The sequence below is a fragment of the Cellulosimicrobium sp. 72-3 genome (assembly GCF_013127315.1).
Lineage (GTDB): Bacteria > Actinomycetota > Actinomycetes > Actinomycetales > Cellulomonadaceae > Cellulosimicrobium > Cellulosimicrobium funkei.
Window position 1 is genome coordinate 3,776,616 of the sequence record NZ_CP053419.1, and the last position, 18,696, is coordinate 3,795,311.

Sequence of the window (18,696 nt, forward strand, 5' to 3'; positions counted from 1 at the left end):
CTCGTCCATATAACGGACATATCTCACCACTCCTGCCATCCGCACGATACTTCCTCGGACGGTTATCGCTTCAAGGGGGAATCTCGTGCGAAAGATCATGACGGCGGTCATCACCGCCACGCTCGTCGCTGGTGTCGCGCTCGGAGCCGCTGGCCCTGCCAGCGCGGCGATCAGCTACCCGTCCGTGGGCGGCACGTGGGACCACGGCGCCGACGCCAAGGACGTCTGGTCGCTCTACCACCACGGCTCCAGGGTCCACAAGGCCTCGACGTACGGGGACAACGGCCTCCGGAGCAGCGGCTGGGTTGCCGCGGGACTGTGGGCGAGACAGTGGGACGCGGTCCGCTTGTTCGGGAACAAGGCGTACTACGACGTCAAGTAGAACAGCTCGCGCGCTGCCGGTCGTCACGCTGACGCGACGACCGGCGGAGCGCGGGTCCGCTCGATCCCGACGAACGCCCAGCCACCGGAGAATCATGTCTCGATGCAAGGCGCCGCGGCTCTTCGCCGCGGCAGCACTCGCCGCGTTCTCGCCCCTCCTCGTCGCGTGCGGCACCTCGCAGTCCGCGGGGTCGAGCGCGGCCGAGGGTGCGGGGGCGGAGGTTCCCCTGTTCGACGGGCCCTACGCCGCCGAGTTCGCCGCGTTCTACGCCGACGCTGAGTCCGAGTTCGCCCGCCAGGCGATCGCCGACGAGGAGATCACCGACGCCGAGTACGCCGAGATGGAGGAGAAGTTCCGTACGTGCCTCGACGGCGAGGGCGTGACGTTCTCGGGCTTCGAGCCCGACGGCTCGTATGAGGCCTCACACCTGCCGGACGGAGGCGATCCCTACGAGGTGGTGAAGGTGTGCGAGCGCGAGTCGGGGGCAGACACGGTCGGGGCGCTGCACGACATCATGGCGTCGAACCCGGCCAACCTCGACGTCCCGACCATCATGGCGGAGTGCCTCGTCGGCAAGGGGGTCGTCCCTGCCGCCTACTCCGCAGACGACTATGTCACGGACACGGAGGGCCGCTTCTCCGACCTCGCTGCTCTCACGACCGAGCTCCGGGACGCCCTGATGACGTGCTCGGACGACCCCCTGGGCCTGGCCGGTGGCTGAGCGCAGCCCTGCGAAGGCCGGACTGTGGGTGCTCGGGGGGCTGACTCTCGTCGCCGTCGGGATCGCCCTCGGTGCCGCGTGGGCCTCCCCGGCCGTCCCTTCGGCCCTGCGACCGCCCGCTCCCCTCACCACCTTCACCGTCCAGGCAGCCACGTTCGACGACGTCCGCTCCGTGCGGCTCGCCGTCGCCCGCGGCGAGGATTCAGGGCTGGTATCGCCCGGTAGCGGTCTCGTCACACGCTTCGACTGCCGTCCCGGCTCGGCCATCGAGTCCGGGACCGCGCCGCTCTGGCTCGACGACGCGCCGATCGTCGCGCTCGCGACGACGCTCCCCCTCTGGCGGGACCTTCCGGTCGGCGCCGAGGGCAACGACGTGCGGGCGCTGCAGGAGGAGCTGACGCGCCTGGGGCACCCCGTGGAGATCACCGGGACGCTCGGCAGGAAGACGCTCCGGGCGGTCAACACGCTCCTCGACGACCTCGGTGCCCCCTCGGCACTCACCTCCGTCCCGCGATCCCGCATCCTGTGGATCCCCGGACCGTCGGTCACCCTCTCGGAGTGCTCGGCCACGATAGGGAGCCGACTCGAAGCCGGAGCAGAGCTCGCCGTCACGCCCGGCACGCTGGCCGAAGTCACGCTGCGCGACGGTGCGCCGTCCGACCTCGTCGCCGGCGCGCGCACGCTCCGCGTGGACGGGATCGACGTCGCGGTCGAGCCGCAGGCCCCCGTCACCGACCCATCGCTGCTCGCACGGCTCGACGCTGCGCCCTCGCTCCAGCAAGGAGGTACGGGCGACGAGGCCCCGGTCGGCCAACTGCGGTTGTCAGAACCGGTGGACGTGTCGGTCGTCCCACCGTCAGCGGTGATCACCGCACCGGACGGGACCAGCTGCGTGACCACAGGCGCCGTCCCGCACGCGGTGCGGGTCGTGGGATCCGAGCTCGGCCAGACGTTCGTGCTGTTCGACGGCATCCCGCCGACCGTCGTCGAGACGTCGCCCCGACAGGACACCCCGTGCGCGTGACCGTCTCCGGCCTCGGGCACCGCTTCCCCGGGCGACCGTGGCTATTCCGCGGGCTCGACCTCGACCTGCGGCCGGGACACGCCTACGCGCTGACCGGCCCGTCGGGGTCGGGCAAGAGCACCCTCCTCGGCCTGCTCGCCGGGTGGGAGGCGCCCAGCGAGGGCGTTGTCGCGCGAGAGGGCGTCGGGCGCACCGGGTGGGTGTTCCAGAACCCGCACGGGACGCCGCGGCGCTCAGCACACGACCACGTCGCGCTCCCGCTGCTCGTGCGGGGGCTGCACCCCCGGGAGGCGGATCGGCGAGCCGCTGACCTCCTCGGCAGGTTCGGGCTCGGTGGTGTCGCGCAGCAGCAGTTCCGACGCCTCTCGGGTGGGGAGGCGCAGCGCCTGATGCTGGCGCGAGCGATCGCATCGGAACCAGGACTCCTCCTCGTGGACGAGCCGACCGCCCAGCTCGACCTGCCGACCGCCCGCACCGTCAACGAGTCGCTCGATGCGCTGCGCTCACCCGGGACGATCATCGTCGTCGCGACGCACGACGCCGCGACCCGTGACGCGTGCTCGAATCACGTCGACCTGACGCTGCACGCCGCCGCATGAGACTGCGCTCGGTCCTCCGCGAGGCGTGGCGCAACGCTTCCACAGGTACGGCACGCTGCGGCACGCTGGCACTGGTGCTGATGGTCCTGGTCCTCACCACGCTGGGAGCTGAGATCTCGACCGTGGCCGCGGCCGAGAGGCAGGCCACGGAGTTCCGCGCCGCTGGTGCGTCGATTCTCACGATCTCGGCACCGGGCCGGGTCGACGCCGCGCGGTGCGAGTCGTTGCGCGATCTGCCCGGAGTGCACACGGCGGGTGCGCTCACCGTCCGACCGGACGAGTCCGTCGCCGCCGTCGCCCTTACCGGCGCCCCCATGCCTGCCGCGGACGCGAGCCCGGGGTTCCCTGCCGTCGTCGGTGCCACGACCGACGGGGGGCCGGGTCTGATCCTGACCGACGACGCCGCCGCGACGCTCGGCCTCGGGCTCGGCGACCGGCTCTCCGCGACGACCGGGTCGTCTCGCCTCGCGGGCACCTACACCTACCCCCGCGACGGCCGGCGGGACGGGTACGGCTATCTGGCGGTGAGCGTCACCGGGTACCGCGCACCGTTCGACGAGTGCTGGGTCGAGGCGTGGCCGATGACCACGGACCTGAACCCGCTGCTCTTCACCGTGCTCCGGCCGGGTGGTGGCGTCGACGACGTCCCCCAGGTGCAGCAGCTCAACTCCACGCTGGGTTCGGGGCTCGACGGCTTTGGGCTGTTCCACGAGCGCGCCACCCGGTTCGGCGGGCTCCTCGTCGGGCTGGTCGCCGTCGTCGTCGCCTTCGTCGCCGTGCGCGCTCGCCGAGTGGAGCTCGCCACGGCCCTTCACGACGGGATGCGACGACGTGACCTGTGGACGATCGTGCTGCTGGAGTCGGCTCTGTGGGCCGCTCCGGCGGTAGCGGTCGGGACGGCGTTCTCGCTCACGTGGTTCGGCCGGGACGGTGACCTGCTGGTCGGCACGGTCCTCGGTGCGCGCGTGGTCCTGTCCGTGCTGGCAGGTAGCGCGACAGGCGTCGCCGTCGCCCTGGCGACGACGCACGAGAAAGACCTGTTCGCCTACGCGAAGGACCGATGACAACACCGCTGCCGCACACAACCTACGCAACCGTAGGTTACGGTGGCGTAGTGAACACTCTGGCGACGAGGCCGTGGACCGACCGTTACGCACCCGGCGTCCCGACGGACGTCGAGGTCCCCGACGAGCCGGTCACGGCCGCCCTCTACCGCGCGGCCGAGCGCTGGCCGGACCGCGTCGCGGTCGACTTCTTCGGCGCGACCACCACGTACGCGCAGCTCGTCGCGCAGGTGGAGCGCGCCGCGAGCGCCCTGCACGACCTCGGCGTCCGGCACGGCGACCGCGTCGCGCTCGTGCTGCCCAACGCGACGTCGCACGTCGTCGCGTTCTACGCGGTCGAGCGGCTGGGCGCCGTCGTGGTCGAGCACAACCCGACGTACACGGCCGACGAGCTCGCCCACCAGCTCGCCGACTCCGGCGCGAGCGTCGCGGTCGTGTGGACCAAGACGGTCCCGGCCGTGCTCGAGGCCCGCACCCACGTGCCCGGGCTGCGCCGCGTCGTCGGGCTCGACATCGCGCGCGACCTGCCGCGCGGCAGCCGCCTCGCCCTGCGTCTGCCCGTCGCCCGGGCCCGGGCGCAGCGCGACGCGCTGCGCACGCCGCTCCCCGCCGGCGTGCCCGACTGGCACGACCTCGTCCGGCGGGCGCGGGCCCTCCCCCCGGCGCTGCCCCACCCCGCCGCCGACGACGTCGCCCTGCTGCAGTACACCGGCGGCACGACCGGCACCCCGAAGGGCGCGGTCCTCACGCACCGCAACCTCGTCGCCAACGTCGTCCAGGGCCAGGCGTGGGCCTCGTTCGAGGAGGGTGCCGAGACGGTCTACGGCGTGCTGCCGTTCTTCCACGCGTTCGGCCTGACGTTCTGCCTTACCCTGCCCGCGCGCGTCGGCGCGACCCTCGTCGCGTTCCCCAAGTTCGACCCGCAGGCGTTCGTCGCCGCCCAGGCGCGGCGGCCCGCGACGTTCCTGCCCGGCGTCGCGCCCATGTTCGACCGCATCGTCACCGCCGCGGCCGACGCCCCGGGCGCGGGCTCCGACCTCACCTCGATCCGCCTGGCCTTCGCCGGCGCGATGCCCATCACCGCGGAGACGGCGCAGCGCTGGGAGGACGCGACGGGCGGCCTGCTCATCGAGGGCTACGGCATGACCGAGACGTCGCCGATCTCGCTCGGCAACCCGTGCTCCGACGACCGCCGCCCCGGCACCCTCGGGCTCCCGTTCCCCAGCACCGAGATCCGCGTCGTCGACGCCGACGCGCTCGACGCCGGCGACCTGCGCGACGCCGAGCCGTCCGGGCCGTCCGACGACGGCGTGCGCACCGTGCGCGGCGAGCTGCTCGTGCGCGGCCCGCAGGTGTTCCGCGGCTACTGGAACCGTCCCGAGGAGACCGCCCACCAGCTGCTCGACGACGGGTGGCTCCGCACGGGCGACGTCGTGCGCGTGGCCCTCGACGGCCCCGACGCGGGCCTCGTCACGCTCGTCGACCGCATCAAGGAGATGATCGTCACCGGCGGGTTCAAGGTGTACCCGTCGCAGGTCGAGGAGCACCTGCGCGGGATGCCCGGCGTGCGGGACGTCGCCGTCGTGGGCGTGCCGGGCTCCGGCTCCGACGAGCACGTCGCCGCCGTCGTCGTGCTCGACGACGCGGACGACGCCGCCTCACCCCCGCGCGTCGACCTCGCCGCCGTGCGCGAGTGGGGCGAGAAGCGCCTCGCGCGCTATGCCCTGCCCCGCACGTTCGCCGTCGTGCCGGAGCTGCCGCGCTCGCAGATCGGCAAGGTGCTGCGCCGCGTCGTCCGCGAGGACCTCCTGGGCCGCGACGACGTCGAGCACCACCGCTCCTGACCGCGGACCGCACCCACCCCACTCCGAACGCGCCGAGGTAGAGCCCCGGTCCGCCGAGGTAGAGGCGTGGTCACGACCACGCCTCTACCTCGCGCGACCAGGGGTCTACCTCGCGGGACCGGGGCTCTCCCTCGGGGGCCGGGCGCCTGTTCGGCGTGGGGGCGGGGTTCGCCGTAACCTGGCACACGTCGTCGGCGACGTCCGCGACGCAGTCGGGCGGGCACCGGCGCTCTCCCACCCCGTCGCCCCGAGGAGGCCACGTGCCCGAGCCCGTCACCGCTGCCCCCGCACCGGCAGCCGCCGCCCCCCTGCCGCACGTCGTGGTGGTCGGCGCCGGGTTCGCCGGGCTCGCCGTCGTCAAGGGGCTCGCCAAGGCGCCCGTGCGCGTGACGCTCGTGGACCGCCGCGTCTACAACACGTTCCAGCCGCTGCTCTACCAGGTCGCGACGGGCGGCCTGAACCCCGGCGACGTCACCTACTTCCTGCGCGGGCTGCGGCTCAAGCAGAAGAACGTGCGGGTCGTGCACGAGCACCTCGTCGGCATCGACCACGAGGCGCGCCGCATCCGCCTCCTCAACGACGAGTGGGTCGACTACGACTACCTCGTCGTCGCGAACGGCGTCACGGCCAACTTCTTCGGCACCCCGGGCGCCAAGGAGAACTCGTTCCCCATGTACTCGCGGTCCCAGGCCATGAAGATCCGGGACACGCTCTTCATCCGCCTCGAGAAGGCCGCGGCGAACCCCGGCAAGGACGAGGGGCTGCGGGTCGTCGTCGTCGGCGGCGGCGCGACGGGCGTCGAGGTCGCGGGGGCGCTCGCGGAGCTCCGCACCGCGGGGCTGCGGCCCGCCTACCCGGAGATCCACGGCGACGCGTTCGAGGTGAAGATCGTCCAGCGCGGCGGCGAGGTGCTCAAGTCGTTCCACCCGAAGCTGCGCCGGTACGCGGCGGAGGAGCTGCGCCGTCGCGGCGTCGGCCTGCACCTGGGTGCCGGGGTCGCGGAGGTGCTGCCCGACGCCGTCGTCCTCACCGACGGCACGCGCATCCGCTCCGACCTCACGGTGTGGTCGGCGGGGGTCCACCCCCACGAGGAGGTCGACGACTGGGGCCTGCCGCGCGGCGAGGGCGGGCGCGTCGTCGTCGGCGACGACCTCCAGGTCGAGGGCCTGCCGGGCGTGTTCGCGGCGGGTGACATCGCGATCTCGCCCGCCGGGCTGCCGCAGCTCGCGCAGCCCGCGATCCAGTCGGGCGAGCAGGTCGCGCGGAACATCGAGGCGCTCCTCGCCGGGCGCCCGACGACGTCCCTGCGGTACTTCGACAAGGGCACCATGGCGGTCATCGGCCGGCGCGCGGCCATCGCCGAGGTCGTCGGGAGGCTGCGGCTCACGCGCGGCGTCGCGTGGCTCGCGTGGCTGTTCGTCCACATCATGGGGCTCATCGGGCCGCGCAACCGCCTCACGACGCTCGCCGGCCTGGTCACGCGCTACGGCTTCCCGTTCCACCGTCGGCCCATCCCGATCGTCGGCGACGTGCCGACCGTCCGGCCGCCGAAGCGCACCGGCACCGGGCGCCCCTGACGCCCGACGGCAGCCCGCGCGCGGGCCAACCGGGCACCCGTCGCGTACCCTCGATCACGCAAGCAGTTTCAGGGGGCAACCGGGGGCGGTGCAGTGGCAGGACGTATGACGGACCCGTCGGCGATGACGGACCGGACGAGCACCAGCAAGCACGACGACGGGCCGCGCGACGCCGCGCGGCCGCGAGTCGTGGGAGCACCACGACGCGCACGTGCGGTCGTGCTCGCCGTCGTGGCCGTGACCGCGCTCGCCGGGTGCCGCGTGGACGGGCTGCCGGGCGGCCCGGGGAGCCCGTCGCCGTCGCCCACGTCGCAGCCGACGACGACCCCCACCTCCGAGCCGACCGTCGAGCCGACGCCGGACCCGACCGGGGAGCCGACCGGCGGCCCCGGTGAGCCGGGCAGCTCGGACGGGGTCGAGGTCTCGGTCGAGATCGAGCCGGCGTTCTCCATGCCCAACCTCATCGAGACACGGCTCAAGCAGGCGCGTGCCGACCTGGAGAAGCGCGGGGCGGTGACGGTCGTCGTCGTGGACGCGCGCGACGCGCGGTCCGGCGCCCTGCCCGGCGCGGCCAACGGCTGGACGGTGTGCGCGCAGGACCCGGAGGGCGGGGACCTCGTGCGCGCGTCGCAGACCGTGACGCTCGACGCCGCCCCGAACGCGAAGCAGTGCCCGTGACGCGCCCCTGACCGGGACCCGGCGCACCCGGGCCCGGGCCGCCCCGGGTGGCGGCGCGGACGACGGCGGAGGACGGTGGACTCTCACCCTCCACAGACAGGAGTCCGCCGCATGAAGATCGCCCTCGTCGGTGCCCACGGCAAGGTGGGCCGGCTGCTCGTCCCGATCCTCGTCGACCACGACGCGACCGTGACGGGGATCGTGCGCGCCGAGGAACAGCTCCCGCTCGTCCGCCGCCTGGGCGGCGAGCCGCTCCTGCTCGACGTCGAGCACGCCTCGACCGAGGAGATCGCCGCAGCGCTCGACGGGTTCGACGCCGTCGTGTGGTCGGCCGGCGCCGGCGGCGGGGACCCCGAACGGACGTACGCCGTCGACCGCGACGCCGCCGGCCGCACCATGGACGCCGCCGTCGCGGCCGGGGTGCCGCGCTACGTCATGGTGTCGTGGATCGGGTCGGTGCCCGACCACGGCGTCGACCCCGACTCGAGCTTCTTCGCCTACACCGACGCCAAGCTCGCCGCCGACGACCACCTGCGCGGCACCGACCTCGACTGGACCGTCCTCGGGCCGGGCACGCTCACCGACGACGACCCGACCGGGGCGATCCGCGTCGTCGGCGACGGCCCGGACGGCCTCGACGGCGCGGACGACGTGCCCGACGGCGCGGCCTCCCGCGTCTCGCGCGCGGACGTCGCGATGGTGGTCGCCCAGGCGCTGCGCACGCCCTCGACCGTGGGCCGGTTCATCCGCTTCACCGCGGGCGACACCCCGGTCCTCGAGGCGCTCGATCGATAGCCGTCAGCGCCGGAGGCGCCGGTCCACCCGCTCGCGCAGGTCGAGCGCCGTGCGGCGCCACGTCGCCGCACGCGCCACGACTGACCCGATGCTCGTCTCCTCGGCCTTCACGTGCACGACGTCGACCCCGCGCTCCGCGGCCGTCCGGACGAGCGTGTCCGTCGCGCCGCGCAGCGCGAGCTGGAGCAGGACCGACGTCGTGCTCGCCTGCGCCTCGCCCGTCCCGAACCGCCGCCGGTAGACGACCTCGGTGACCACGCGGTCGAACATCCGGTCCGGTGGCGCGTCAGCGAGGACGTCGTCACCGTCACCGTCCGCGTCCGGCGGCAGCACGGCGAGGTAGAGCGAGAGCAGGAGCTCGCTGATCTTGCCCAGCACCCACGCCCGGCCGGGCAGCGGGGGCAGCGCCACGACGTACTGCGCGAGGTTCACCTCCAGCGCCTCGGCCGACAGGCACGTCCACGCGGGCGCCGTGCGGACCTCGACCACGCGGTCCCAGTCGACGTCCTTGCCGTCCAGGCCGACCCGCTGAGGGCCGATCGTCACGGCGCCGAACCGGTCGAGCAGCGCGAGCGGTGCCGTCGCGAACCGCGGCACGTACGGGACGAGCCGCACGACCCCCTGGACCGACACGTCCCACTCGCGTTCGAGCGGGTACGTCGGGCGCGGGTAGGCGGCGATCACGCGGCGCACCCACTCCGCGACGACGTCGTCGAACCCGCCGTCGCCCGCGGCGGCGTCGGGCGGGCCACCGTCGGCGCCGTCGGCCACGTCAGCGTCGTCCGCGAGCGCCTCGACGAGCGCGTCCTCCAGCGCGGAGTCGAGATCAGGTCCGGGGACCGCCTCGGGCGCCGGGTCGCCGTCGTCGCGCCGCGCACGACGGCCGGGGAGCGCACCGGGGAGCGAGAACGAGGGCCGCGGGAGCGTGGGTCGCGGCAGCGCCCGCAGGGCGGGGACGCGCAGGAGACGTCTCTCGCCGAGCAGCCGCGCGAGCGTGCTGCGCCCGTCGCCCGACGTCGTGCCGGGCAGGTCGGGGCCCTGTCCCGGCTCGTCGTCTGTCGTCGTCAGGAACGGTTCCTTCGCCACGTGCCCCCCGTCCGTCGCGCCTCCCGACGGCGCACCGCGAGCCAGCGTAGACCGGGCGGGGCCGCCCTCCCGTGGAGGACGGCCCCGCCCGTCGGGTCGACGCGGAGGCGTCAGCCGCAGTCGATCGCGTCGTACGACACGTCGTACCGCTGGTACACCGGGTCGCCGCCGCGCCACTGGTAGGCCGCGACCGTCGCGGTGCCCGCCGCGACCGACGACGCACGCGTGCTGAACGACTGGTACGCGTTCTTGTCCGGCGCGAGGGCGCTGAACTTCTTCTCGCCGAACGGCGTGACGAGCCGGACGTCCGCGGGGGCGTCCTCGCCGTTGGCGCCGCGCACGGCGACGTACGCCGTGCCGTTGAGGCACCGCGCCTCCGCCTCGACGGTGTCGATGCGCGGGTTGCCCACGCCGTTGATCGCGAACGTGTCCTCGGACAGCGCGGCGACGGCGTGCCCGATCGCCCGCGACATGATGTCGAGCGCGGTCGCGTCGACGTTGTCGATCGTGTCCGCCGGCGAGTGGTAGTTCGGGTCGTAGAAGATGCCCTCGGTGCCGCCGAACATCGCGACCTCCTCGGCCGTCTTCGAGCCGTCCGCGCCGGTGAACAGGCCCGACGCCGGGACCCCGTTCTCGATGAACGCCTGGTAGTCGGAGCGGCCCGAGAACTCGGTGTCGACCCACGGCTGGTCGATGCCGTCGAAGTAGTCGGTGAACACCGCCTCCGTCTCGGCCGAGCCCGGCGGGACCTCGACCGGGGCCGGGTAGGTCGACTCGTTCGCGTCGTACACCCCGATGATGTAGTTCGGCGAGCCGACCATGTCGAAGTTGAGGTACGTCGCGATGTCGTCGAGCGCCGCCGGGTCGTTCGCGGCGAGGTCGCTCACGTAGTGGGTCGAGCCGCGCAGGCCGACCTCCTCGGCGCCCCACCACGCGAACCGGACCGCGTTCTCGACGTCCTGGCCACCGTCGGTCGCGGCCGCGAGCTGGACCGCGACCTCGAGGATCGCGGCGGAGCCGGAGCCGTTGTCGTTGATGCCCGGGCCGTCCTCGACGCCGTCGAGGTGCGCGCCGACCATGACGACGTTGTGGTCACGTCCGCCCGGGGTCTGGGCGAGCACGTTGAACGTCTCGAACTCCTCGACGTGGGTCTGCAGGTCGTAGGTCGCGACCGGCTCCGCGCCGCCCGCGATCGCGGCGAGGATCTGCTGGCCCGCGGCCTGCGTGATGCCCACCGTCGGGACCCAGGCGTCGTTCTCGGCACCGAGGGTCGGGCTCAGCGCGCCGTCGGTGTTGTTGTACAGGATCACGGCCGCCGCACCGGCCTGCGCCGCGTACAGCGCCTTGTCGGCGAACGGGCACGAGCCGCGGCTGATCAGCGCGACCGCGCCGCTCACGGCGACCCCGTCCCACGTGTCCGGGGTGCAGCCCTGGACGAGCGCGTCGGCGGGCTGCACGATCGGGCCCGTGACGCCGTCGTCCGGGGTGTCGGGCGCGAACTCGGCCGGGTAGACGTCCGACGTCACCTCGACGCCGGCCGCCGTGAGGGACAGCTCGTCGGTCTCCAGGTCCTCGAACGTGAAGTACTGGCGCTCGGGCTCGTAGCCCGCGGCCCGCAGGGCGTCCTCGACGTAGACGGCGCTCGCCTCGTAGCCGGGCGTCTCCAGCGCGCGGTTGCCGCCGTTGGCGTCCGCGATGTCCTGGAGGTCCTGGAGCCTCTGCATGACCGCGTCGCCGGTGACGAGGTCCTCGAGCGGGGGCGGGGCCGCGGCGGCCCGCAGGCTGCCGGCGGCCGTGCCGGACGCGGCGCCGAGAGGCTCGGCGCCGACGGGAACTGCGGTCAGCGCCGCGAGCACGAGGCCCGCTACCGCTGCGGACGGGACGATCGTTCGTGGTCTCACGCATCCTCCTCGACAGTGGCCCCCGCGGACCACCCCCGGTCGTGTCGGGGTGCGGCCGAGTCGCACACGAGACGCGACGCTGCGGAGGCTCGTGTGCTCGCGAGCGTATGCCTCCCGGGCCGTGCGCGGAACCCCCGGGCGGCACGAGCGTCAGGAGTTCACACGACCGTAACGGCCGTGGCGCCGGGGCAGGCCGTGGGCGACGTCGGGCAGACTGTGCCCGTGCCCGGATTCGCCGTCGTCGACCTCGAGACCACGGGGTTCTCCCCCCGCCTCGGCGACCGCGTCGCCGAGGTCGCGGTCGTCCTCGTGGACGACACCGGTCGCGTCGAGGACGAGTGGTCCACCCTGGTCAACCCCGAGCGGGACCTCGGGCCGCAGCACGTGCACGGGATCGCCGCGGCGGACGTCGCGCTCGCCCCGACGTTCGACCGCGTCGCGCCCGCGCTCCTGCGCCTGCTCTCCGGGCGCGTGCTCGTCGCCCACAACGCGGCGTTCGACACGCGCTTCCTGCGCGCCGAGATCGGGCGCGCCGGGATCGCCGCGGCCATCGACCCCGTCGCGTGCCTGTGCACGCAGCAGCTCGCGAGCCGCTACCTCACGGGCTCGCGGGCGCTGGCCGCGTGCTGCGCGGCCGTGGGCGTCGTGCACGACGGCGTCCACTCGGCCCTGGGCGACGCGCGCGCGACCGCGGGGCTGCTCGGGTACTACCTCGACGTCGCGGCCGACGACGAGTGCTGGGCCGTCGCGCGCGCCGCGGCGGACGGCGTCCGCTGGTCGCTGCCCGCCGCCCTGCCCGGCGCGGAGCCGGTGCTGCGCGGCGCGAGCCGCGCCCGCGGGCACTGGCTCGCGGCGCTCGCGGACCGTCCCGCCCTTCCGGACCCGTCCCCGCCCGGCGCCCCGGGAGCGGAGGCGCGGCGCGACGTGAGCACGTACCTGCGCCTGCTCGACGACGCGCTCCTCGACCGCTACGTCTCGCACGCCGAGCGGGCAGCGCTGCTCGCGGAGGCCCGGCACGCCGGGCTCGACCGCGCGACGGTCGAGACCCTGCACCGCGACTACCTGGCCGCGCTGGCCCGGGCCGAGCTCGACGCGCTCGACGGGACGACCGCCACGGGCGACCGGGACGAGGGCGCCGCGCTGCGCGACGACCCGGCGCTGCACGAGGTCGCCGGACAGCTCGGCCTCGACGCCGACGACGTCGTGGGCGCCGTCGAGGCGGCGCTCGGGACGCGCCTGGTCGAGACGGTCGCGGGCGCTGATGGAGCGGTCCCGCTCCGTCCCGCGTTCGTGCTGGCCGCGGGCGACGAGGTCGTGCTGACCGGCTCGATGTCGCGGACGCGCGAGGCCTGGGAGCGCGACGTCCGCGCCGCGGGCCTTTCCCCCTGGCCGTACGTCACGCGCCGCACGCGGCTCCTCGTCGCCGCCGACCCCGACTCCCTCTCGACGAAGGCCCGCACCGCGCGCCGCTACGGCGTCCCGGTCGTCACCGAGGCGGCGTTCGCGCGCCTGCTCGCCGTTTCGGGTGCACAGGCAGCATGATCTCCGACCGGTCGCCCGCGGCCGGTCTCACGGGCACGTCTCGTCGAGCTTGACCGCCGCGAGCGTCACGACCGTCGAGATAGGCACTACCGCACCCGGCGCAGGGTCCTGAGCGCAGACCGTCCAGTTCGAGTCATCGATCGCCAGACGCTCAAGACCCGTCGCGTCCTGCTGATCCATCAGGTACGAGTCCATGGTCTGCAGCAGATCCTGGGCATCCTGGAGATTCTGGCCGACCACCGCCGGCATGGTGAAGGTCTCCTCAGCGGCGTCGGTCGCACCAGAGCCCGTATCAGCCGCCGTGGGCTGCTCCGAAACGCTGTCCTCGTTCGGGGTGGGCTCTGGTTCCGCGCTCTGCGTGTCCGCCTCGGCCGTCTCCGTCACCGTCACCGTCGCGGGTTCCGCCGGGCTTCCTGTGCAGGCCGCGAGCAACACCGTCGCCACCCCGACAAGACCCCAGAATCGTCGTTTCATCATTCCCCCTTTGCAAGCCTGACCTCCAGAGTCGCAAGCCTTCGCCACCGCGGGCAGGGGCCGCGCGGGTGAATTGGTGCTCGGCCCCCCGACGTGGCCGGAGCGAGGCGGCCCCCGGGGTGCGACTCTGAGCGTCATGAGCACGCGCAGCATGACGGGCGCCACGGCCGAGGAGCCCGGCGACGAGGCGGCCGACGTCGACGCGCTCGTCGACGACCTCTTCGCCCTGCCGCTCGAGCAGTTCGTCGTCGCGCGCACGGCCGCCGCCAAGCGGGTCAAGGCGTCGGGCGACGCGGTCGGTGCGGAGCGCGTCGGCCGGCTCACGAAGCCGACGGTGGCGGCGTGGGTCGTGAACCAGGTGGCGCGCGAGCGGCCGGACGACGTCGCCGCGCTCGTGAGCCTCGGGGACGAGCTGCGCGACGCGACGGCCGACCGCGACCGCACCCGCCTGCGCACGCTCGACCGGCTGCGGCGCGAGCGGGTGGAGCGCGTCGTCGGGGAGGTGCGCGACGCGGGCGAGATCGCGGGCCGGGCGGTGTCCGGGACGGCGGTCGACCGGCTCGCGGAGACCCTCACGGCAGCGGTCATGGACCCGGACGCGGGCGCGCTCGTCCGGGCGGGCCGGTTGTCGCAGGCGCTCCAGCACGTCGGGTTCGGGATCGTCGACGAGGGCGGCGAGCCGGCCGACGTCGTCGAGCTGCGCGCGCGCACGGGCGCGCACGCGGACAGCGGCGGGACGGCCGACGGCGACGAGGAGCCCTCGGCCGGCGCCGAGGAGGACGCCGAGGCGGCGGCCGAGCGCGAGGTCGAGGAGAGCGCGGCCGAGGTCGACCGGCTGGAGGCCGAGCGCGACGACGCCGACGCCCGCGCGCGCGAGGCGGGGGACGCCGTCGGGCAGGTGGAGGACGAGCTCGCCCGCGTCGAGGACGAGCTCGCGCGGCTCGCCGACGAGCGCGAGGCGCTGCGCGCCCGCCTGAGCGACGCGCGGGACGCGGAGTCCGCCGCGCGGGAGGCGCTCGACGCGGTCGACGAGCGGCTCGACGCCGCCGAGGAGCGCGCCGCGGCCGCGCGCAAGGCCCGCCGGGCGGCGCGCCGCCGCTGAGGCCGTTCGTCGTGCGCGAACTCGGGACTGAGCGGGGCACGCTCAAGGTTGCACAGGTCAGACGCCACGGCCCCCGTGGCACGACCGACCTGGAGGACCACCATGATCAGCACCTACACCGTGGCGCCGTTCCGTCCGCTCCCCACCGAGCGGCTCGTGCGCCAGCTCTGGACGCGCCCGTCCGGCGCGGGCGTCGCCCCGACGGGCTTCGCGCCCGCCGCCGACGTCTACCGCGAGGGCGACGACCTCGTCGCCCGGTTCGACCTGCCGGGCGTCGACCCGGAGCGTGACGTCACCGTCGAGCTCGAGGGTCGCCGGCTCGTCGTCCGTGGCGAGCGTCGTGACCAGCGCGTCGTCGAGGCTCCGGCCGACGAGGCGTCCGACGACGCCGAGCAGGCCGAGGGCGAGCAGCCCGCGGCGGGCACCGACGAGGCGGCCGAGACCACCCTGGCCGGGCGCCGTGTCCGCGAGGTCCGGTTCGGCGAGTTCCGCCGCACCGTCACCCTGCCGAAGACGGCGGAGGCCGACGCCGTCCGCGCGTCCTACGACGCGGGCGTGCTCACCGTGACCGTCGCCGGCGTGTTCGCCGGCCGCGCTCCCCAGCGCATCGAGGTCACGCGCGCGGCCTGACGCCGCACCGCCGGCGCGACGCCCGACGTCGCGCCGGCCCTCCGACCCGGCCGCGCACGCCCCTGCGCGGTCGGACGGCGGGGCCGGCACCCTCGTGGTGCCGGCCCCGTCCGACCTCCGGATGGGGACCTCTCCCCCTGTCCGGTGGCCGACGGGAGCCGCGTGTTCGGCTAACCTCCGTGCCATGACGAGCCTCCGGAGACCGCGCTCGACCCTGCCTCGCACGCGGTGGTCGACGCTGCGACGCCGCGCCCTCGTCGGCGCCCTCGGCCTCACCGCCGCCCTCAGCCTGGGCGCGTGCACGGGAGAGGCCGAGGACGGGCCGACTCCTGTCGTGGTGGGTGCCGCCGAGTACGAGCCGATCCTCGAGACGCGCCTGCCGGTCCCGGGGTCGGCGGAGGACGAGGTCACGCTCGGCCTCGTGTCCCTCGTCGCGGACGGCTCGACGGTGGAGCTCCGCGTCCTCATGACCCCGCACTTCGCGGGCGACGACTCCGCCGAGACGTACTCGGTGTACGACATGCTCGGCAAGGACCACAACCCGCGGATCGTCGACGTCGGTGCGCTGACGCAGTACGACGTCGTCTCCGCGTCCGGGCAGAAGCTCTCGACGGACCCCGTCACCGCGGACACCGTCAACGGCAGGCCGCTGCTCTACCAGGTATGGTTCCCCCGCCCGGAGGGAGAGCCCCGCACCGTGGACGTCCGTCTCCACGACGCCTGGCCCGCCTTCGAGGACGTGCCCGTGACCTGGGAGAGCGAGGAGTGAGGCGCCGTCACGCGACGGCGGCCGGTGCCCTGGCGGTCGCGCTCGTGCTGGGTCCGCTGTCCGGCACCCCGGCCGCGGCGAGCGAGGACGAGCAGGGCTTCGACCCGGGCGTCGACCCGCTCACCCTCGACGACCTCGGCGGCGCGCCCGCCCGGGAGGACCTCGACCGTGCGACGACCCGGTTCGACCCGGGGGTCGCGACGACGTTCGAGCTCGCCGGTGCCGTCACGTCGCTCGAGTACGTCGAGGTCGAGGCGGACGAGGTCGTCGTCACGCTCGAGACCGACGTCCTGTTCGACGTCGGCTCGGCCGAGCTCTCCCAGGCCGCCGTCGAGCGCGTGCAGGAGATCGCCGCCGAGCTGCCCGACGGTGTGACGGCGAGCGTCGCCGGGCACACCGACTCGGTGGGCGAGGAGGCGGACAACATGGACCTCTCGCAGCGGCGCGCGCAGGCCGTCGTCGACGCTGCCGCGACGGTACGACCCGACGTCACGTTCGAGGCGCAGGGGTACGGGGAGACGCGCCTCAAGGTCGAGGAGGGCGGTGACGACGTCGCGGACGACCGTGCCCAGAACCGCCGTGTCGAGCTCCGCTACTCCGGGACGACCCCGGGCGAGCGCGGCCTCGAGGTCGAGGAGCACGAGCTCGATCCCGTCACCGCGGAGCTCGTGCCGGGCGACCGCCCGCGCGTGGAGCCCGTGACGGACACCGAGCCCGTCGTCGAGAAGACGGTCGTCGTCCCGAACGAGGACGGCCGCCAGGAGGAGGTCCGCGTCGGCATCGAGCCGATCGTGGTCCGCGGATCTCTCATGCGCCTGCGCCTCCAGCTCACGCCGCTCGGCCCTGTGGACGGTGACGAGGAACGCATCAGCGTGTACGCCATGACGGGTGCAGGAGAGCTGCACCCGTCGGCCGTCGACCCCCGCGCGCTGGTCTCGTACGCACCGGTCCGCGGCAGCGGGGCACGCGAGCTCGAGACCGAGCCGCTGTTCGCGCGTACGAGCGTCGGACGCACGGTGGGCTACGAGGTGTACCTGCCGCGCCCGCTCGACGCGTCGCTCGAGTCGCTGTACGTGAACGTCGTCCCGACGTGGCCGACGTTCGAGGACGTCCCGATCCGCTGGGACTGACGTCCCTTTCACCCCGTCAGGCCCTCCCCGAGGCGGCTGACACCACGTTAGCGTTCACGTCACGCCCCCCGGGGCTTCGGTCGTGCCCGTCGACGTCGACGCGGTGACCGCGAGACGAGGACGACGCATGGCCCAGAGATTCAACGCCCCTCCCGGCTGGCCCGTGGCCCCCGGAGACTGGCGCCCCGAGCCGGGCTGGGCCCCGGACCCTGCCTGGCCGTCCGCGCCGGAGGGATGGACGTTCTGGGTCGAGGAGACCGCCGCGCCGCCGGCCGGGGCCACGCGGCCTCGACGCGGGCGCCGGGCAGCCCTGCTGACCGCGGCGGGCGTCGCCCTGTTCGTCGTCGGGCTCCTGGTCGGGCAGGGCAGCTCCGGCCGGGCGCTGGACGAGGCGAGGACCCTCGTCGCGCAGGCGGCCGACGAGCAGGACGAGGTCGAGGGCGAGCGCGCCGAGCTGGACGCCGAGCGGACCGCGCTCGAGGAGCAGACGGCCGCCGCGCAGGCGGCCCAGACCGAGCTGGACGAGCGGGCGACGGCGCTCCAGTCGTCGGAGGCCGACGTCGCGGCGCGCGAGGGTGCGGTCGCGACCGTCGAGGCCGACCTGGCGACCCGGGTGTCCGACGTCGAGGGCCGCGAGGCGGCCGTCGCCCAGGCGGAGGCGGCCGCCGCCGCGGCCCGCTCGACCCAGCAGTCCCGGCCCAGCGCCCCGGCCGGGGTCGCGGACACCGGGGGCAGCACGTCGACGTACTACCAGAACTGCGACGCGGTGCGGGCCGCCGGCGCGGCCCCGCTGCTCCGCGGCGAGCCGGGCTACGCCCCCAAGCTCGACCGCGACGGCGACGGCGTGGCCTGCGAGTAGGTGGTCAGCCCTCGGCCGCGCCCGCGCGGCCGAGGAACGACCGCAGGGCCTCGGTGACGAGCGCGTGGTCGTCACCCTGGGCGAGCCCGGACACGGTGACGACGCCGACGATCCCGACGCCCTCCACGCGGACGGGGAACGCGCCGCCGTGCGCGGCGTACTCCTGGAGCGGGAGGTCGTGCTTCTCGTTGAACGACGTCCCCGTCGCCCGGGCCCGCAGGCCCACGAGGTACGACGACGCCCCGAACCGCTCGACGACCCGCACCTTGCGCTCGACCCAGGTGTCGTTGTCGGGTGTCGTGCCTGCGCGCGCGGCGTGGAACACCTGCTGCGGCCCCTTGCGGACGTCGATCGTCACGGGCAGGTCGCGCTCGTCGGCGAGCTCGACGAGCAGGCAGCCGAGCCGCCACGCGTCGTCGTGCGTGAAGGTGCGGAGCACGAGGTCGCGCTCGTCGGCCTCGACGGAGGCGACGAGGGCGGCGAGGTCGTCGGGCGTCGTCATGCGGTCATCGTGGCACG

The 18,696-nt window shown here is 74.6% G+C and carries 19 protein-coding genes; 15 read left to right on the forward strand and 4 right to left on the reverse strand.

From position 1 onward, the window contains the following. Positions 1-85: 85 nt before the first annotated feature. The 9 genes from HKK73_RS16930 to HKK73_RS16970 all read left to right on the forward strand — a co-directional run bounded on the left by HKK73_RS16930 (position 86) and on the right by HKK73_RS16970 (position 8,684). Positions 86-382: a lactococcin 972 family bacteriocin gene (locus HKK73_RS16930; RefSeq protein WP_085387211.1), complete on the forward strand. Its 297-nt coding sequence runs from the start codon at positions 86-88 to the stop codon at positions 380-382. Between the two features lie 94 nt (positions 383-476). Further along, complete coding sequence (locus HKK73_RS16935; RefSeq protein WP_043655937.1) at positions 477-1,103, forward strand: hypothetical protein; 627 nt, start codon at positions 477-479, stop codon at positions 1,101-1,103. Further along, positions 1,096-2,127 (forward strand): peptidoglycan-binding protein, encoded by a 1,032-nt coding sequence (locus HKK73_RS16940; RefSeq protein WP_157446584.1) that lies wholly within the window; start codon positions 1,096-1,098, stop codon positions 2,125-2,127. The genes HKK73_RS16935 and HKK73_RS16940 overlap by 8 nt, the downstream gene beginning before the upstream one ends. Continuing rightward, on the forward strand, positions 2,124-2,726 hold the full coding sequence (locus HKK73_RS16945) for an ABC transporter ATP-binding protein (protein ID WP_232322690.1): 603 nt from the start codon (positions 2,124-2,126) through the stop codon (positions 2,724-2,726). The genes HKK73_RS16940 and HKK73_RS16945 overlap by 4 nt, the downstream gene beginning before the upstream one ends. Beyond that, positions 2,684-3,790 carry a hypothetical protein gene (locus HKK73_RS16950; RefSeq protein WP_171468451.1) on the forward strand — a complete coding sequence of 369 codons (1,107 nt, stop codon included), beginning with the start codon at positions 2,684-2,686 and terminating at the stop codon, positions 3,788-3,790. The genes HKK73_RS16945 and HKK73_RS16950 overlap by 43 nt, the downstream gene beginning before the upstream one ends. After that, positions 3,787-5,634, forward strand: a complete 1,848-nt coding sequence (locus tag HKK73_RS16955) for an AMP-binding protein (RefSeq protein ID WP_171468452.1) — start codon at positions 3,787-3,789, stop codon at positions 5,632-5,634. Before HKK73_RS16950 ends, HKK73_RS16955 begins: the two co-directional genes overlap by 4 nt. Before the next feature lie 260 nt (positions 5,635-5,894). After that, positions 5,895-7,211 carry an NAD(P)/FAD-dependent oxidoreductase gene (locus HKK73_RS16960; RefSeq protein ID WP_228485103.1) on the forward strand — a complete coding sequence of 439 codons (1,317 nt, stop codon included), beginning with the start codon at positions 5,895-5,897 and terminating at the stop codon, positions 7,209-7,211. A 105-nt stretch (positions 7,212-7,316) separates the two neighbouring features. Beyond that, positions 7,317-7,889: a PASTA domain-containing protein gene (locus tag HKK73_RS16965; RefSeq protein ID WP_114553395.1), complete on the forward strand. Its 573-nt coding sequence runs from the start codon at positions 7,317-7,319 to the stop codon at positions 7,887-7,889. A 111-nt stretch (positions 7,890-8,000) separates the two neighbouring features. Then, positions 8,001-8,684, forward strand: coding sequence for an SDR family oxidoreductase (locus tag HKK73_RS16970; RefSeq protein WP_171468453.1), 684 nt, complete (start codon positions 8,001-8,003; stop codon positions 8,682-8,684). 3 nt (positions 8,685-8,687) lie between these two features. Here the strand turns inward: HKK73_RS16970 and HKK73_RS16975 are convergent, their stop codons facing one another. Both HKK73_RS16975 and HKK73_RS16980 read right to left on the reverse strand, forming a co-directional pair. Further along, entirely contained in the window at positions 8,688-9,770 is a 1,083-nt protein-coding gene (locus tag HKK73_RS16975) for a hypothetical protein (RefSeq protein WP_171468454.1), read from the reverse strand. A 110-nt stretch (positions 9,771-9,880) separates the two neighbouring features. After that, complete coding sequence (locus HKK73_RS16980; RefSeq protein ID WP_171468455.1) at positions 9,881-11,671, reverse strand: M28 family peptidase; 1,791 nt, start codon at positions 11,669-11,671, stop codon at positions 9,881-9,883. A gap of 222 nt (positions 11,672-11,893) precedes the next feature. Here HKK73_RS16980 and HKK73_RS16985 point away from each other — a divergent pair, with 222 nt between their 5' ends. Continuing rightward, positions 11,894-13,213 (forward strand): exonuclease domain-containing protein, encoded by a 1,320-nt coding sequence (locus tag HKK73_RS16985; RefSeq protein WP_171468456.1) that lies wholly within the window; start codon positions 11,894-11,896, stop codon positions 13,211-13,213. A gap of 27 nt (positions 13,214-13,240) precedes the next feature. Here the strand turns inward: HKK73_RS16985 and HKK73_RS16990 are convergent, their stop codons facing one another. Further along, entirely contained in the window at positions 13,241-13,687 is a 447-nt protein-coding gene (locus HKK73_RS16990; protein WP_137280844.1) for a PASTA domain-containing protein, read from the reverse strand. A gap of 136 nt (positions 13,688-13,823) precedes the next feature. Here HKK73_RS16990 and HKK73_RS16995 point away from each other — a divergent pair, with 136 nt between their 5' ends. The 5 genes from HKK73_RS16995 (at position 13,824) to HKK73_RS17015 (ending at position 18,177) form a co-directional block, all read left to right on the forward strand. Further along, positions 13,824-14,789 (forward strand): hypothetical protein, encoded by a 966-nt coding sequence (locus tag HKK73_RS16995; protein ID WP_170982142.1) that lies wholly within the window; start codon positions 13,824-13,826, stop codon positions 14,787-14,789. A 102-nt stretch (positions 14,790-14,891) separates the two neighbouring features. Continuing rightward, on the forward strand, positions 14,892-15,419 hold the full coding sequence (locus tag HKK73_RS17000) for an Hsp20/alpha crystallin family protein (protein WP_137280845.1): 528 nt from the start codon (positions 14,892-14,894) through the stop codon (positions 15,417-15,419). A gap of 184 nt (positions 15,420-15,603) precedes the next feature. Further along, entirely contained in the window at positions 15,604-16,188 is a 585-nt protein-coding gene (locus HKK73_RS17005) for a hypothetical protein (RefSeq protein ID WP_171468457.1), read from the forward strand. Further along, positions 16,185-17,318 (forward strand): OmpA family protein, encoded by a 1,134-nt coding sequence (locus HKK73_RS17010; RefSeq protein WP_061267846.1) that lies wholly within the window; start codon positions 16,185-16,187, stop codon positions 17,316-17,318. Before HKK73_RS17005 ends, HKK73_RS17010 begins: the two co-directional genes overlap by 4 nt. Positions 17,319-17,445: 127 nt before the next feature. Next, a complete protein-coding gene (locus HKK73_RS17015; protein WP_253705687.1) occupies positions 17,446-18,177 on the forward strand; it encodes an excalibur calcium-binding domain-containing protein in 732 nt (243 codons plus the stop codon). Between the two features lie 4 nt (positions 18,178-18,181). Here the strand turns inward: HKK73_RS17015 and HKK73_RS17020 are convergent, their stop codons facing one another. After that, entirely contained in the window at positions 18,182-18,679 is a 498-nt protein-coding gene (locus tag HKK73_RS17020; protein WP_074803454.1) for a heme-degrading domain-containing protein, read from the reverse strand. Between the last annotated feature and the right edge of the window lie 17 nt (positions 18,680-18,696).

Excerpts from the sequence above, each read along its gene's own strand:
- HKK73_RS16935 (WP_043655937.1), top strand. The coding sequence starts at position 477 with ATGTCTCGATGCAAGGCGCCGCGGCTCTTCGCCGCGGCAGCACTCGCC.
- HKK73_RS16965 (WP_114553395.1), top strand. The coding sequence starts at position 7,317 with ATGACGGACCCGTCGGCGATGACGGACCGGACGAGCACCAGCAAGCAC.
- HKK73_RS16970 (WP_171468453.1), top strand. The coding sequence starts at position 8,001 with ATGAAGATCGCCCTCGTCGGTGCCCACGGCAAGGTGGGCCGGCTGCTC.
- HKK73_RS17015 (WP_253705687.1), top strand. The coding sequence starts at position 17,446 with ATGGCCCAGAGATTCAACGCCCCTCCCGGCTGGCCCGTGGCCCCCGGA.
- HKK73_RS17020 (WP_074803454.1), bottom strand. The coding sequence starts at position 18,679 with ATGACGACGCCCGACGACCTCGCCGCCCTCGTCGCCTCCGTCGAGGCC.
- HKK73_RS17005 (WP_171468457.1), top strand. The coding sequence starts at position 15,604 with ATGACGAGCCTCCGGAGACCGCGCTCGACCCTGCCTCGCACGCGGTGG.
- HKK73_RS16955 (WP_171468452.1), top strand. The coding sequence starts at position 3,787 with ATGACAACACCGCTGCCGCACACAACCTACGCAACCGTAGGTTACGGT.
- HKK73_RS16990 (WP_137280844.1), bottom strand. The coding sequence starts at position 13,687 with ATGAAACGACGATTCTGGGGTCTTGTCGGGGTGGCGACGGTGTTGCTC.
- HKK73_RS16995 (WP_170982142.1), top strand. The coding sequence starts at position 13,824 with ATGAGCACGCGCAGCATGACGGGCGCCACGGCCGAGGAGCCCGGCGAC.
- HKK73_RS17000 (WP_137280845.1), top strand. The coding sequence starts at position 14,892 with ATGATCAGCACCTACACCGTGGCGCCGTTCCGTCCGCTCCCCACCGAG.